Source organism: Paenibacillus sp. RC334 (assembly GCF_030034735.1).
Lineage (GTDB): Bacteria > Bacillota > Bacilli > Paenibacillales > Paenibacillaceae > Paenibacillus > Paenibacillus terrae_A.
Window position 1 is genome coordinate 4,979,326 of sequence record NZ_CP125370.1, and the last position, 15,700, is coordinate 4,995,025.

13 protein-coding genes and 3 pseudogenes are annotated in these 15,700 nt (G+C 39.7%); 7 read left to right on the top strand and 9 right to left on the bottom strand.

Annotated features, from left to right (window positions below; all coding sequences use genetic code 11):
• Both QMK20_RS22800 and QMK20_RS22805 read left to right on the top strand, forming a co-directional pair.
• Nucleotides 1-681 carry a response regulator transcription factor gene (locus QMK20_RS22800; RefSeq protein WP_283653441.1) on the top strand — a complete coding sequence of 227 codons (681 nt, stop codon included), beginning with the start codon at nt 1-3 and terminating at the stop codon, nt 679-681.
• A pseudogene (locus tag QMK20_RS22805) lies at nt 674-1,823 on the top strand (sensor histidine kinase). The gene QMK20_RS22800 and the pseudogene QMK20_RS22805 overlap by 8 nt, the downstream one beginning before the upstream one ends.
• Nucleotides 1,824-2,016: 193 nt before the next feature.
• On the opposite strand, the gene QMK20_RS22810 reads toward QMK20_RS22805, so the two are convergent.
• From QMK20_RS22810 to QMK20_RS22835, 6 genes and pseudogenes are all read right to left on the bottom strand, one after another.
• The gene (locus tag QMK20_RS22810) at nt 2,017-2,715 is read right to left on the bottom strand and encodes a polysaccharide deacetylase family protein (protein WP_283653443.1); all 699 of its coding nucleotides are present in this window, start codon (nt 2,713-2,715) and stop codon (nt 2,017-2,019) included.
• 46 nt (nt 2,716-2,761) lie between these two features.
• Complete coding sequence (locus tag QMK20_RS22815; protein ID WP_023990452.1) at nt 2,762-3,931, bottom strand: MGDG synthase family glycosyltransferase; 1,170 nt, start codon at nt 3,929-3,931, stop codon at nt 2,762-2,764.
• A 549-nt stretch (nt 3,932-4,480) separates the two neighbouring features.
• Nucleotides 4,481-4,606, bottom strand: a pseudogene (locus tag QMK20_RS22820) (winged helix-turn-helix domain-containing protein); the annotation flags it as partial.
• Nucleotide 4,607: 1 nt separating this feature from the next.
• Nucleotides 4,608-5,204, bottom strand: coding sequence for a DedA family protein (locus tag QMK20_RS22825; protein WP_068938306.1), 597 nt, complete (start codon nt 5,202-5,204; stop codon nt 4,608-4,610).
• Nucleotides 5,205-5,750, bottom strand: a complete 546-nt coding sequence (locus tag QMK20_RS22830) for a class I SAM-dependent methyltransferase (protein ID WP_404580128.1) — start codon at nt 5,748-5,750, stop codon at nt 5,205-5,207.
• Nucleotides 5,751-5,815: 65 nt separating this feature from the next.
• Nucleotides 5,816-6,280, bottom strand: a complete 465-nt coding sequence (locus QMK20_RS22835) for a DedA family protein (RefSeq protein ID WP_283653445.1) — start codon at nt 6,278-6,280, stop codon at nt 5,816-5,818.
• Nucleotides 6,281-7,346: 1,066 nt separating this feature from the next.
• Between QMK20_RS22835 and QMK20_RS22840 the strand changes: the two genes are divergently transcribed.
• The 3 genes from QMK20_RS22840 to QMK20_RS22850 all read left to right on the top strand — a co-directional run bounded on the left by QMK20_RS22840 (nt 7,347) and on the right by QMK20_RS22850 (nt 9,854).
• Nucleotides 7,347-7,913 carry a class I SAM-dependent methyltransferase gene (locus QMK20_RS22840; RefSeq protein WP_283653446.1) on the top strand — a complete coding sequence of 189 codons (567 nt, stop codon included), beginning with the start codon at nt 7,347-7,349 and terminating at the stop codon, nt 7,911-7,913.
• Nucleotides 7,914-8,077: 164 nt separating this feature from the next.
• Entirely contained in the window at nt 8,078-8,758 is a 681-nt protein-coding gene (locus tag QMK20_RS22845) for a response regulator transcription factor (RefSeq protein ID WP_023990458.1), read from the top strand.
• Nucleotides 8,751-9,854: a sensor histidine kinase gene (locus QMK20_RS22850; protein WP_283653447.1), complete on the top strand. Its 1,104-nt coding sequence runs from the start codon at nt 8,751-8,753 to the stop codon at nt 9,852-9,854. The genes QMK20_RS22845 and QMK20_RS22850 overlap by 8 nt, the downstream gene beginning before the upstream one ends.
• Before the next feature lie 490 nt (nt 9,855-10,344).
• On the opposite strand, the gene QMK20_RS22855 is transcribed toward QMK20_RS22850, so the two are convergent.
• A complete protein-coding gene (locus QMK20_RS22855) occupies nt 10,345-10,692 on the bottom strand; it encodes a helix-turn-helix domain-containing protein (protein ID WP_283653448.1) in 348 nt (115 codons plus the stop codon).
• Between the two features lie 728 nt (nt 10,693-11,420).
• Nucleotides 11,421-12,362, bottom strand: a complete 942-nt coding sequence (locus tag QMK20_RS22860) for a zinc-binding dehydrogenase (protein ID WP_283653449.1) — start codon at nt 12,360-12,362, stop codon at nt 11,421-11,423.
• Between the two features lie 126 nt (nt 12,363-12,488).
• Here QMK20_RS22860 and QMK20_RS22865 point away from each other — a divergent pair, with 126 nt between their 5' ends.
• Nucleotides 12,489-13,367: a hypothetical protein gene (locus QMK20_RS22865; protein ID WP_283653450.1), complete on the top strand. Its 879-nt coding sequence runs from the start codon at nt 12,489-12,491 to the stop codon at nt 13,365-13,367.
• Between the two features lie 100 nt (nt 13,368-13,467).
• On the opposite strand, the pseudogene QMK20_RS22870 reads toward QMK20_RS22865, so the two are convergent.
• Nucleotides 13,468-14,247, bottom strand: a pseudogene (locus QMK20_RS22870) (transposase); the annotation flags it as partial.
• A gap of 309 nt (nt 14,248-14,556) precedes the next feature.
• Here QMK20_RS22870 and QMK20_RS22875 point away from each other — a divergent pair.
• On the top strand, nt 14,557-15,558 hold the full coding sequence (locus tag QMK20_RS22875) for an IS110 family RNA-guided transposase (protein ID WP_283653452.1): 1,002 nt from the start codon (nt 14,557-14,559) through the stop codon (nt 15,556-15,558).
• Nucleotides 15,559-15,700 lie beyond the last annotated feature (142 nt).

A 15,700-nucleotide genomic window follows, 5' to 3' on the forward strand; every position in this document is an offset into this window, starting at 1 on the left:
ATGGATACAATACTTGTTGTAGGTGACGATACAGAGATTCGAGATGTCATTCACGTTTATTTGCGCAATGAAGGATACTTTGTCATAGAAGCTGCAAATGGTCTGGAAGCGTTAGATTTAATAAGATCAATCTCTTTCGAACTTGTCATCTTAGATATTATGCTGCCACATATGGATGGCATTAATGCTTGCATTAAAATAAGGGAAATATCGAACACCCCCATTATCCTGCTATCGGCCAAGGAAGAAGATATTGATAAAATTGTGGGTCTTACTCCCGGTGCGGACGATTACATGATAAAACCCTTTAATCCGTTAGAATTACTCGCTCGAGTAAAAGCTCATTTGCAGCGACAATCATTAATAGGAAAAGAAGAATTTAATTCTCTTATATTCTTCAAAGATCTTGTTATCGATAAAACTAAATATTCCGTTACATTGAAAGAAAATAACATTTCACTGACCCCTCTTGAGTTTTCAATTCTAGAGTTGCTTGCAAGCCACCCTGGGCAGGTATTTAGCTTTGATAAGATTTACGAAAGTGTGTGGAAAGATCCTATTGGGTATTCCGATAATACCGTGATGGTCCATATTCGTAATTTACGAGAGAAATTAGAGAAATCCCCCAGAGATCCTCAGTATATTAAAACGGTTTGGGGAGTTGGTTATAAAATTGACTGAAAATGTGCAAAAGCCAAAACGAAAAAAAAGGATGATTCAGGTCAATATTTTAATCAGAATGATGCTAAGTCTTATTATCGCCACAACCATAAATAACATGTTCATTTTTACTTTTACTGGAGATTGGCTATGGCATGAAATCCGAGTGGCTCCTCAATTTCATTCCGTATATTTTCCCCCCCTTGTTTATGGTTTTCTTTATTATTACTTTCCTCGCTTTGACTCGAAGAATCGTAAGAGACTTAATTTCGTTAGAGCAGGGGCTTCAAATTATATCCGAGGGTAATTTAAACTATCGAGTACCTGTCATGCGAAAAGATGAACTCGGGAGGGTTGCGTTTAATATCAACTTGATGGCGGAACGTCTGCAACAGCAGATCGAAAAGGAACGTAAACTAGAAAACTCCAAGTTGGAGATGATAACAGGCATATCACACGACTTGCGTACGCCACTTACAAGTATTATTGGCTATATAGAACTTTTAAGAACAAATTCATTTCAGAATAAAGATGAATATACGCGGTTTGTTCAAAACACTTATAACAAAGCTATTCATTTAAAAAAATTGCTCGATGATTTGTTTGAATATACCCGACTTACTTCGGTCGATACCCGTCTGGACCTAAATAAGATCGATGTATTCCAGCTTCTAGATCAATTAATTTTTGAATTTGAACCGATCGCTCAAGAGAACGGTATCCATATTATTAAAGACTTAGGTAACTCTCCTATTATAACCGTTATTGACAGTAAAAAAATTGCCAGAGCAATCGATAATCTACTCATGAATGCCCTTAAGTACTCTGTAAAGCCAGGAACCGTTCGTATTTTAATGAAGTTGGATAATAAGCAAATTAGTATTGAGATCGAAAATAAAGGGAATCCCCTCACACAAGAGCAAGAAAATAAACTCTTCAATCGTTTTTATAAAGTAGACCATTCAAGAAGTAGTGAAGGCATTCAAACGGGAGCAGGTCTGGGCCTTTCTATTGCTAAAAACATTATTGAGTTGCATGGAGGAACCTTAACGCTCATTCATATAAATAACATATTTAAATTTACTCTTACTTTGCCTTTCGAAGGAGTTCTGACCAGTTCCATTGGATCAGAAGAAGGCCACTCCGGCAACCTTGATGTATAAGTTAAAAAACTTAAGCCCCGAACAATACTTTGTCCCGGGCTTAAGTTTTGATTTTTAGTATCCAAATTAAACTTACTCTGTTTTTTAAGTATAATCTTCGAGAGTGCTGACAGATAATGTGTTTATGTAAAACAAAAAAGCCGCGCTTATCACGGCCGTACCATAATTAATGCTCATATATTTAGCCTGTTCATTATGCAGCTCTTTTCTCATCTACTCTCTGAAAACAATATCCCGTATATAATGCTTCAATGATAAATTCATTTAATGCCTCCAACATGTATGCAGGTGCATCCCTGTCTGCTCCAAACGTTTGCCCGCTATCATGAAGAACGATAACAGCTCCACCCTTTAGCTTGGACAGCAGCCTTTGCTTAACTTTTTGCTTGCCGCCAGAGCTCTTCCAGTCACCTACAATAACAGACCAAAGAATCATGCGAAATTGCTTCATCAGAAAAAAATCAAATAGGTTAATGACTCCCCACGGGGGCCGATAATAGAAGGCTTTCTCTCCAATAATACGATTAATGACATTGGCCGTTTTGTTTACCTGCTCGCGAACCCTCTTAGGACTCATTAAAGCATTTGACCAATGTACATAATTGTGGATTCCGACAAGATGTCCTTCATTGTGCATCCGTTGGATTAAATCGGGATATTTCTCTGCTTTGCGACCAAGGACAAAAAAGGTACCCTTTATATTATATTTCTTTAATAAATCAAGCAAAAGAGGCGTAAATTCTGGGTCCGGACCGTCATCAAAAGTTAACGCAATGGGCTGCTCGCCCGTTCCCCTTTTATAAACTCCGATTCCAAATAGTCGGATTATAAGGGTCGGGATAATCGTGTAGACGAGTAATGCACTAATGAGAATTATCAATGTCTGCTTCATGATCCTGCTCCTTTTTAACAGTAATAAATCCATGCTTGCCTTTTTTCTAGGAGCATATCTTTATTTCACTGGATCTATTATTCATTGCAATAGTTCCAAAAATAACTTCTAATGAAGCAAACGCGGACTCTTTAGGATGGAACTGTTTAGTATTTTCTATCATATGTTGAAGAAGTTTTGCATCATCTAGTAATTCCGATAGGCGCTCGGTTAGATCCCCAGATGTCTCTGCATGAATGGCTACCCCAGAACGAACTAAAAATTTGGCATTATCCTGTTCTTGACCAGGAATTGGTTTACAAAGTAGCATCGGCAGTTCCATAGCAATCGCCTCAAAAGTCGTGACTCCTCCTGGTTTGGTAATCATAATATCAGATATAGCCATTAACTCATGAACATAGTTAATATAACCTGTTAAATAGATGCGATGTTTGGAAATTTTCAGACTCTCATTCAATTTCATTCGAAGTTTTTCATTATGCCCACAAACAATGATGAATTGTACAGGCTGTGACAATAGATCAAATTTCTGAATAGTAGAGCTTCCATCGCCAATCATGCCGCAACCTCCTCCCATCACAAGCACAGTAGGCATATGAGGATCTAAACCATACTTCTTAGCTGTTTTCTCTCTTTCTATGGACTGAGAAAATTGCGGGCGAATGGGAATTCCCGTATCTGCAATCCGAGTCTCTTCAACACCTAATTGAATTAAAGAATCACGTACACTTCTGGAACCCACAATATATTGATCTGTATATGGATAAATCCATGAACTATGATCCGTGTGATCGGTAATGATAGTAACAGTATGAATATCGATTGAACCATATGATTTCAACTTCGACATCACGCCTGCCGCCAAAGGGAAGGTGCATACTACAATAGCAGGCTGTATTTCATTAATCAATTTCATCATTCGTCCGATTCCTGTAGAAAAAACGGTCTTTATAATATAGGATAGGGTGTTTTGTCTCCGCGTTTTCTGATATAGATATCCATAAACTTGAGGGAATGTTTTTACGGCTTGGAGATAAACATTTCGACTCAAATGATTCATATAAGGATGGACCCATTCCATAAAATCAATAATGACAGGTTCCATATGAGGAAATCGAATTTGCATCGCATCTTGTATCGCTTGGGCTACTTGAATGTGACCATCTCCATAATTTCCGGTAAGAATCAACATTTTTTCTTTCGTTCCTTTTTTCATGGAACACAGCTCTCCTTTTCAAAAAATCAAATCTCAGAAACGGTTAAGAACTTACTTTCCTTTTATGTTAAGAGAAATCGGCATAAACTGAAGGCACAGAAAGGATGCTTTCATATGCCAAAGAAACGATTCTTATTATTGATGATGAAATGAAATTCGGGAGTTGGTGGGGGTATATCTAACTACGACGATTAATATTTTTAAATCAGCATTTCGCCTTATGTGAAAATCGTTTGAGCTGCTAGAATATATAGCAACAGTGAAATCATAACTTTGTTGTATTTCCTTTAAATCTATCAAAAGTGAACTTGCGAACCTTCGGGCAAATCAAAAATGTATTTAAACATGTTTCGGGTCAGTTTAAAAAAAGGGGAAAATAAAGGCTGGTCTAGCTTTAGAAAAAAATATCCCGCTTGTAATCGATTTACAAACAAATTGATACAAGTTATTACAATGGCGAAACTGAGATATGCAATGACGAGACTGAAAACTAACGCCAAAAAAATCTCAAAGCAAACATTTCTTTTGCCGTTTATCAGTTTCAATTTTCTACCCAACTCCCCAAACGGTTTTTATATATCGCGGCTCTCTTGGGAGATCATCTATTTTCTCGTGTAAATTCAGAATTTGAACTACTACCGTATTATCTAAATCTCCTAAAGGTTGATTCCACACATCATGCTTTGCTCCTTTTCCGACTTTTAAGAATCATGAATATGACAATTCCTATGATTAAGGCAAGTCCCACATATATACCGTAGTGATAAATCATTGTCCCGATTGTTTCCACATGACCACCTGCAAATTGGCCAACTACAAAAAAGACAGACGTCCAAACAAGACCGGCTGTATAGGAATAAAGAATATAACGGCGAAATGACATTTTATTAATTCCGACTAAATAGGGAACAATATGCCTTACCACCGGAAAAAAGTAGCTAAAACTCAATGCAATATTTCCATATTTATTTAGAAGGTGTTCTGATGTTTGTATATGCTTCCCCAAATTTTTTTTATGGCGAAGTTTATCCAGCACCGGCGAACCGAAAAACCTGCCTAGAATATAACCAAGAGATAGCCCGGAGATAACTCCTAAATAAGTGATAATAAATGCTGGGAAATAATGGAGTAATCCTACTTTGCTAACGGCTCCGCCGGTCATAACGACAACCTCGTCCGGTATTGGCATTCCAACAATTCCGAGCCATAATGCAAAGAATAAAGCAGCATAACCAAACTGCGCAATCCAATGAATTAGTGTGTCATAACTCACTTAAATCCCCTCCTTCTTACGGCATGTATAAACAAAAGCAGGAGGAAAATTGAGGGGCACAAAATCGATTTTATCAATAATGAATTTCTCAGATAAATGTTTCTTCATCTGAAGGGAGTATTGAAAAGCGATAAATTTGCCCTCTGGTTTTAAGGATTCGGTAATTTGATGGAGTAAAGTTTCTCTTAATTCGCTCTTAAAATTAAAAAAGGGTAATCCGCTAATAATACAGTCCAACGAATCAATACCTTTTTGATTCATTATTTTTGTTAAATGACAAGCGTTTGAATGACATGAGAAGTTTGGGTAGGTTGTTTGCAAAACCCTCCTCATCTTATCGTCCATTTCAAACAATAACACCTTAGCAGATCGATTTACTCGCAGTTCGATAAAGCGTGTGATAGCTCCTGTCCCAGAACCGAATTCTGCAATTGTGCTCACATCATCCCATGACACAGATTGAACCATTTTACTCGCCAGAAACCGTGAACTGGGCAAAACACTTCCAACTCGCTTTGGATTTTTAATAAATCGTTGCAAGAACATTGCATACTGATTTGAAATCAAATAACTCTCCCCCTTTCATCTATTTTTTTCATTTGTCCACCAGCTTATGCAGTAAGGTCGGATAATTTCGACTTGAACCACTTGGTTGTGATAAAGGTGCCAACGGCTATGATTAAAGCAACCACGGCCAATTTAGGATCGATCAAATCTAGCAAATTCAATATATAATGTCCAAGGAACTTGCCAAAGGCAAAGAACGTAGCGGTCCAAACAAACGCGCTGGAATACGAAATCAAAGCAAACTTCTTGTATGAGGTACCGTTTAGACCAACGAATACAGGCAAAATATACCGAATGACTGGTGTGAAATGTCCAAGACACATTGCGATATCTCCGTGTTGTTCAAAAAATTTCTCTGCTTTCTGAAAGTGACGGTTGTTTTGAAACTTTAGTTTAAATTTTTCTCCAAAGATTCTGCCCGCAAAATAAGCAATTGTAATTGCTGTAAATAAGCCAGCGAGAATAACAATATATACAATCCACGGGTTTAAAGCTCCGTTGTTACTCAAAATTCCACCTGTTAGTATGGTTATTTCATTTGGAACCGGGACGCCGAATGGGCCTAGACAGAAGGCTAAGAAAAAAAGAGATATCCATAATGATCGACTAGCTGTAAGACGATATCGCTAATCATGTTCTAACCTCCTCGTTAATGTCGATGAAAGTATATTATTATAAAAATCTTAGGAGCTTATAGGGATATTTCTAAAGAAATTCTGAAGTAATGCAAAAACGCCTTTAATTCTCCCCTCCAAGCCATGGCTTGACATCTTAAACTGTTTTACGCCCAATGTAGGAAAGGTCTGATCAGCTTTTAACCAAGCTAATCAGACCTCAACTTTATCCTAACACTTTGGTAATTCTACTTCTTTAGCACTAATGGAAATTGAAAAAGAGAGAATTCTCTCTCCTATTCCCGCTCGTACTGACATTGAAAGAATGACAATAGCAATTAGTTATCTTCTGATCAAAGTTATTAAGTACTCCACTGAGCCCGGGATCATCACCTTGTAATGAAGTGTAACAAAGGCATCCCATTTTGAGAGTGAAAGCAAAGCTTCACTCTACATATAAGTAGAAGAAAATACACGATCATAAACGATCACAAACATCCTCCTCCCCAACATTATGAAGGGATACAAATTAGAGTAGCGCTTGGCCTTTCTATAGCCATAAATATCATTGAATTGCGTGGCGAAACAGTTTGCCCTTATAAAAAAGCCTTACCGACTTGGTCGGTAAGGCTTTTTGGGTTGGATGATATAGATTTTAAACCTTCTATAGATGAATCTTTAGATTTTCTTTAGAAATATACTCATTAATTCCTTAGTTTTTTTCATTATGATTTCTGTATCGAAATAATAAAGAGGTGCAGAAATAGAGGGGATTGGGCCATGTGCATCGGTGTGTTCTTCCCAATCGTACGACATTTCCTCCTTATGTCTTTTCTTCAATTTTCTCATTTTTAATCGTTTCGGTATCCATCCGTTTCGATAAAAGAAATAATTTTGTTTAATATTTGTACCTTATTCAGCATTGTTCCTGACAATAAAAACAGTAATGGAGGAAAATCAGTTGAAACTTAATGAATACCTTTTATTTTTGCAAAGCTTTATTCGCAGCCCAAAAAATGTAGGCAGTGTTATACCAAGCTCCCGATTTCTAGCGACCAAAATGGTGAAACAAGCCCCCTGGAACGAGTTTAAGGCAGTCGCAGAACTCGGATCGGGTACAGGTGCTATCACCCGTTTTATCAACGCCCAGGTGAGCGAACCCACGAAAGTATTATTGTTTGAGATGAATGAGACTATGAGGAAAAATTTACAGACAGAATACCCAGACTTCTCCTGTCATCCGAACGCTGCTCAGTTAGTAGAAGCAATGAAGCAAGAGAACATTCATCAGTTAGATTGTATTTTTAGCGGACTACCTTTTTTTAATTTTGATCGTGAATTGAGAGATACCTTGGTTGAACAGATCTATAAAGCACTCAAACCTGGAGGCTTGTTTATCGCCTTTCAATATTCGCTTCAAATGAAAAAGCAGCTTTCCGAAAAATTTATCATTGAAAAAATTGATTTAGTGCCTTTCAATATCCCTCCCGCTTTCGTTTACGTCTGTCGCAAAAAGGAAACAATTTAAATGATGATGACACTTTAATTTACTCAATTAAATGTTTTTCTTATGCATATGTAGAAAAAGTGAAGACTTTACCTTATCATCAAGATATCTATACTAGTTGCAGTAATTTCAGGAACCTTAGATACGCTAATTCTACCAAGTCAAAAAAGAAGGAGCAGTCAGTAATGAATACCATTCTTGTTGTGGATGATGATTCCGAGATTCGGGATGTCATTCATGTATATCTTCGTAATGAAGGATACCATGTAATTGAAGCAGCCGATGGTGAAGAAGCCCTGGATGCCATAAAGACAACACCGATTCAACTGGTTATCCTGGATGTCATGATGCCACGAATGGATGGAATCAGAGCATGCCTTAAAATAAGGGAAATATCGAATACTCCGATTATCATGCTGTCAGCCAAGGAAGAAGATATTGATAAAATTAACGGATTGACCACTGGGGCCGATGACTACATGATTAAACCGTTCAATCCATTAGAATTGCTTGCTCGCGTAAAAGCGCAGCTACGTCGTCAAACATTAATAGGAAAAGAAGAATTTAATTCCCTTATTCTTATTAAAGACCTGATCATCGATAAGAGTAAACATTCCGTGAAGTTAAAGGGCAACGAAATTTCGTTGACTCCTCTTGAGTTTGCTATTCTGGTCTTGCTTGCCAGCCATCCTGGGCAGGTTTTTAGTTCGGAGCACATTTACGAAAATGTGTGGAAGGCGCCATACGGATTTTCTGATAATACCGTAATGGTTCATATTCGTAATTTACGAGAAAAATTAGAGCAGTTCCCAAGAGATCCTCAGTATATTAAAACGGTGTGGGGAGTTGGCTATAAAATTGAATGAACATGTACAAAAGTCAAAACAAAAAAAACGAATTCAAGTCAACATTTTAATCAGAATGGTACTAAGTTTTATTATCGCCATTGCTATAAATGATATTCTCATTTTACTTTTCTTGAAAATTAGCAGTGCTATGGAATGGCATTGGTTTCGCAATTTTTTTCCTTATCTTCTTACCCCCTTGTTTATGGTAACGTTTATTTTTACTTTTTTAGTTTTGACACGGCGAATCGTTAGAGACTTAATTACATTGGAGCAAGGGCTTCAGATTATTTCCGAAGGTAATTTAAAATATCGGGTACCTGTTGTTCGGCAAGATGAACTTGGACGGGTTGCGCTCAACATCAATCGAATGACAGAACGTTTAGAGCAACAGATTGTAAAAGAACGTGAAATAGAGAAATCCAAGATGGAGTTGATCACAGGTATTTCACATGACTTGCGCACGCCTCTGACAAGCATTATCGGCTATATCGAGCTTTTAAGAACAGACTCATATCAGGATAAAGATGAATATACGCGCTTTGTTCAAAACACCTATAACAAAGCAATTCATTTGAAGAAGTTGCTCGATGACTTGTTCGAATATACTCGGCTCACTTCTGTCGATACCCACTTAAATCTCAGAAGCATCAATTTATTTCAACTATTGGATCAATTGCTATTCGAGTTCGAACCCATTGCTGAAGAAAACGGTGTATATATCGTGAAAGATATCGGTGACTCCCCGATCGTTACCTCCATTGACAGCGATAAAATTGCTAGAGCAATCGATAATCTTCTCATGAACGCCTTAAAGTATTCCTTGAAGCCGGGAAGCATTTGCATTCGACTGAAAACGAGCCCTGAGCAAATTACGATTGAGGTCGAAAATAAAGGAGCTCCTCTCACGCAAGATCAAGAGGAGAAGCTATTTGATCGTTTTTATAAAGTTGACCATTCAAGAAGTAGCGAAGGTATTCAAACAGGAGCAGGACTGGGCCTTTCCATTGCTAGAAATATTGTTGAGTTACATCAAGGTACCTTAACGCTTAATCATAGTAATAACGTATTTACATTCCAATTGAAATTGCCTTTTGAAATTAGCTCAAGTAGCTAACCGTATCGATTAAAGTTTTTTCTAAAGACTTCTATGGAATGCGGAGAAGCTCCGCTTCCTAAACCTCTTATTTCAATCCCCCATTTCTTACACAATTACTCATAAGTTTTCGTTAAGTTTCTAAGGTACGCCGAGTACATTGCGTTCTCCGTTCCAGTTGTCTGGTATACTGTGCTTTCACTTGTTGAAATACCAATACAGTCCTTAAAGAATAATTATACAGTGGCGGATTATTTTGATTTTACATCTTCATTTTCATAGTCTACAATTTTATTTTCCATATTCCCCTGGTTAATAATATGATATTTCTATAAATTGATTACAAACAAGACCCTCGAAGATTTTAAGTCCATACGACTGATGATCGATAATCATCATCTGCTTCGCCTGTATGATTGTCAACTCGTAATTCAGTTACACCTCAAAGATACTCCCCCGTTATAATCAAATAAATCCATTTGCAGCGACTAAGTATATTCCTAATTTATATTTATTTATATTTATAACGTTTTAGCTTTAAATTTATGATTTCCTGAATTTCATGTTTGTCTCCCACATTTAACTTTCGAAATTCTGAAATTAAATTTGATTCAAGATTATCTAATTGTGTACAAAACAACGTACTATTAGAACTTATATACTCCTCGATTAGCAGCCACTCCAAGTTAACATTAAAGTTTAGTTTTAGGGCAACTATGGTTTCTAATGACGGCTTATATTTATCTTGTTCCAATTCACTCAATGTCCCTTGTGATACGCCAATAATCTGTGAGAACTGAATTTGATTGAGTTTATTCGTTTTCCGAATACTCTTTATTTTTTCTCCTATAGTCTTCATTGTTCCACCTACTTATCTATAAAAATAAAAACAGTCCCGATATAAAAACTTTTCATCGGGACTGTTTGAGTTAATGTACTGTATTTTCTTGTAGGTAATATTTCAAATTAAGAATGGTGTTGTATTTATAATGGCAAAAAAGTCATAAAAGTAACTTCATAACTATAATGTAAACTTCACAACTATAATGTCACTGGACATGAACAATTTGTTCTCTTCGGACAATAAAGTTGTGTACTAGTACCCCTTGGTGTATCAACGTTTTTAGTTTATTATGTGATTCTATATATACAATAAAGTTGTGTACTAGCGAGTCAATTACAAATATTTTCACCTGTGTGATATACAATAAAGTTGTGTACAAAAATCCAATATATGTGATTTATATTTTTTATTAAAATTCTAAAAATATGAACGTTAATTCCTTATAAATATGTTGTCCTGTTGTCCGAAAAAAATAAAGTGTTAGACTGGTGAGCACTTCATTAAGCCAACTGGCAGAATAGTGAGAGAAAATGAACATTCTTAAAGCGGTGCCACTGAGGGTAGAGGAATAACTGTGTTGCTATTAAAGCTGGATGGATTACTATACGAAATATAAAGGTCAAATAGCCGGGTTCATTGAAAGGCAGCGGTACTCCCACTCAAACGAGTAAGGGTGTACTACTGCCGTTTCTTTTTCAGATTCGTTTTTAGATTCCTGGGATTATAGTTACAAACTTATATAATCAATCTAAGTGAAGCACGGCTTTGCCCGAGAATTTCCGTTCCATAAGATTACGGGCAACGGTGTCAATTTCGGTCCAAGGCGCCTCCACTTGGATTCGTGGGATTAACCGCTCATCTGTGACCAGCCGGGCCAGCAAACTCAGATCGTCCGCGGCTGATTGACGAGTGAGTTCCTCACCTAAAAAGAAGCTGTACAAGGTTCTTCCTCCGCTGGTCACCATATTCTTCATATCGATCATTGCGGTATTTGAAGAGGAAAATCCTACCGCAACGCAAATCCCTTGGGGCGCTAGCTGCGGCAGCAACGCCGCCAGTGCATTGCCGCCTACTGAATCGATGATCAGATCGTACGGCCCAAATTTGCTGGCTGATGAAATTGCGGTATATCCAATGATCACTTCGTCGGATCCGACCTCCCGAACAAGCTCAGCCTTCTCTTCCGTGCTTGCCGTACCTACAACGTATGCGCCGGATTGGGCTGCAAGCTGATGGGCGAATAGCCCAACTCCGCCGCTAGAGCCTGTAATGAAAATCCGTTTGCCAAGCAGCATGCCGCCTTTTCGAAGTGCATAAAGAGCCGTGAGCCCTGCTACGGGGAGGGTAGCCGCCTCCGTAAAAGTGAGTTTGTCTGGGATTTCGGCCAACAACGATACGGGAGCAGCCACTCGCTCGCTCCAGGCTCCCATCGGGAGCAAACCAACAACCCTAGCCCCTTTTTGCGGTCCTGCGCCGTTCTCTGCCGGCTCGATGACAATCCCGGCGAAATCCCAGCCAGGACGGCTATATATTTCCTGATTTTTAGCGTCACTCACTTCACCGCGGTTGAGTGAGACGGCCTTCACTTGCACAAGCGCTTCCCATGGCTTAGGCTGCGGGGCGTCAACTTCCTTGAAGGCCAAATGAGACGGGGCATGCGGATCAACAACAATAGTACGAATCATATCGGTTTTCCTCCATATTGGTTATGGTCATTAGATGACCTTCATTTCAATGAGGAGTATACTTTAAATAAAGGTTCGGCCCAAGTGCAGAATTACACTTCATAAGAGAAGGGAAGAGAAGAGAAGATGGATATAGATACGGAGAATTCCAGACATAGAATCGTAATGGGAGAAATTGAAGCCCTGCGGATAAAACGCCAGCAAAAGCTTGTCGATCGACCTCAACCGTCCTTGAAACGATTTACTCAACAAGAGCTGAACGACGAGGCTTTTCCTTCGTATAAAAATCTGCTGGTTGGACGTACCCGCCGCATACCGACCCGCCAGACGATAATAAATATTGCAGAATATCTTGAGTGTACATCCGACGAGCGTAACGATTTGCTTTTGGCAGCCGGCTTTCTTCCAATTCAGACCGAATTGTATGGACGGTCGTTGGAGCGTGCATTAGAGTGGGCTCAGCAAACGATGAGGAGTATTCCTTTTCCCGCCATGGTCGTAACACATACTCAGGACATCAAGGGATTAAATGAGCCGTTTCATCAATTGTTCGAAATCCCTCTCGACCGTTCATATGACGGTTTAATGAATAGGGTCGATTTACATTTTAATTCTGGTTTTCCTATCCGGTCCCGCTCCACGTTTGACAAGACGTCGTTTAAGCAGTGGGAGGAGCACATCATAAACGGAATACAAGCCTTTAAGAGTGAGCACATGCTCTCGCGTTATGATGCGTGGTATCAAAAATTGCTGGATAGAGTTCAGAAATATAACGCGTGCGAATATCTGAGTGTGCCGGATGTAGGGGGAAATGTTGATCAAATACAAACAATTCTAGCCAGAATAGAAAGCTCCGGAGACCTTATTCCCGTACGCTACAAACAGGTTTCGATTTCCGCAGGCGGCCGCTTATATCCGCAAATTGAGGTTTTCCTGCCGGTAGATTCTGCCGCGCGCACAGTTTTCGAGAACCTGGGATGTCCAGCCGATTGTGCATTTGTCTAATCCGATACTTACAAGAGGATGGAATCGAAAAGTTATTGGTAGCTAATAATTCAGAATAGGTGGTTTATTAAACTCCCTCAATATGATTTAGTTTTCTCGCTTTCCACGCCCTACTCTTCTCTTTGTGGTAGCTGCCGTATTTCACGACAGCCTGGATCTCTTCCTTTTCCAGATCGGCATAGTTTTCTTCACTGCCATAACCCGCGTCGGCAATGACCGTCTGTGGAAGTGTCCCCAGGATCTGCCGAACTTTTTCCATGTGTGGCTGTAAGCAGCGGGTATCCGTTGGTCTTTGGTGGACACTGTAGGCTAAAATAAACTGATTCTCCGTTCCGATCTGCACATTGTAACCCGGTTTTAGCTGTCCATTTCGCATGTGGTCTTCTTTCATACGCATGAAAGTCGCATCCGGATCGGTTTTGCTGAAGCTACTGCGGTTCCGGAGCAACTCCTGGTAGTTCTTGTATTTGTACAGTCGGGGAAGCAGATCCTTACGAAGCTTACGAACGGCTTTCTTCAGTGGCTTGCTTTTGGGCTGGTCGGCGAGCTCTGCCTCCAGTTCCTGTGTCAGTTGTTCCAGTTTCTCACTGCGGATTTCGGAAGGCTCGCCAAGTTCAGCGAGATCTTTGCCTTGATGCTCGCGTTCTTCTTGATGCTCTGCGGCTTCAATGCTGGTAAACAGGGTATGTACATTCTCTTGCAATTTGGCCTTGTGTTTAGTTACGGCCTTGCTCCAAACAAAAGTGTAGCGATTGGCATTGGCCTCAATCTTGGTACCATCTACGAAGTAATGCTCCAGGGAGATATATTTTTCGTCTGCGAGAAATTGAAGAACGGCGATAAATACGGTTTCGAGGACATTCCTCATCCGCTCGCTCCTTTTTGAGATGGTTGGTGGTACTTCCATTTTACCAAAAAGGGCGATTTCTTTTTTCGTGTTTTTTAAGTATTGTAGACACTTATTGTGCTCAAAGCAGCGGAGAGAACGGAACGATTGTGGAAAAGCGGCAGCGGTCGCCTTTGTCCCCGGATTTTCACCGCTAAGGAGAATAAATAAAATCTGGGGATAACAGTTATTATGAACGAGACAGACTCCCCGTAATTGCAACTTCTTAGGTTACTTTTGGCAATAATGGTGTAGTGGAGCTATACCAAAAGCAGAGCTAAATTACAAAGGAGAGTCTGTATTATGCAGGATGCCATGAAATACGTAGGATTAGACGTGTCAAAGGAAAAAATTGCGGTAGCCGTTGCTGACGAAGGCAGAGAAAGTGCCCGATATTGGGGCATGGTTCCTCACAACGAGTATCAGATCCTAAAGGTACTCAAAAAATTGGGTCCACCTGAAGAACTAAGCATTTGTTATGAAGCAGGTCCAACGGGATATCCGCTAGTGCGCTTGTTAACAGCACATGGATACCACTGCATCGTTATTGCACCATCCCTTATGCCAAGCCGTCCTGGAGAACGGGTGAAAACAGATCGCCGGGATGCTTTGCGTTTAGCCCAATTACTTCGGGCGGGTGAGTTAACAAGCATCCATGTGCCTACTCCGGAGGAAGAGGCTCTCCGTGAATTGGTTCGGATGCGTGAAGACATAAAGGAAGATCGAACCCGAATTCGGCAGCGGATCGGAAAATTTCTCCTTCGGCACAACATTGTGCCGGAGGAGTCTCTTCGGCGATGGACAGCGAAGTATCGACTATGGCTTGGGCGTATTCCATTGGAGTCTACTTCACGGCGCCTGGTATTGCAGGAAATGCTGTATCAGATGGATGAAAATGAAGAACGACTAAAACGTATCGAGACGGCTATTCACGAAGAAGCGACCAAAGGAAATAATGCTCCGTTAATTCAAGCTCTTCAAACCTTACGTGGAGTTGCTGAAACCACAGCAACAGGCATCGTAGCTGAAGTATGTTCATTCACTCGATTTGGAAATGCGAAAGCATTTATGGGTTACACCGGTTTGGTTCCTCGAGAGTATTCGAGTGGTCAGAGCCGATGGCAAGGAAAAATCACAAAATCCGGTAACACACATCTTCGTCGATTGTTGGTAGAAGCTGCTTGGAGTTATCGCTACAAACCGGCGTTGCAAGGTGAGTTAAGGAAACGTCAGCAAGGTCAGCCAGTCTGGCATTCAATCTATATCTTGGAAGGCTCAACATCGACTGCATCGAAAATACACTAAAATGTTGTCCCAAGGTAAGCCAAGTGGAAAAGCGGTTGTAGCCGTGGCACGTGAATTAAGTGGTTTTATTTGGTCAATTGCCCGGGAGATCGAGGAAAAGAGAGGCATGGATGAGGTAACCTACAAGTTAGACCGTGCCTAA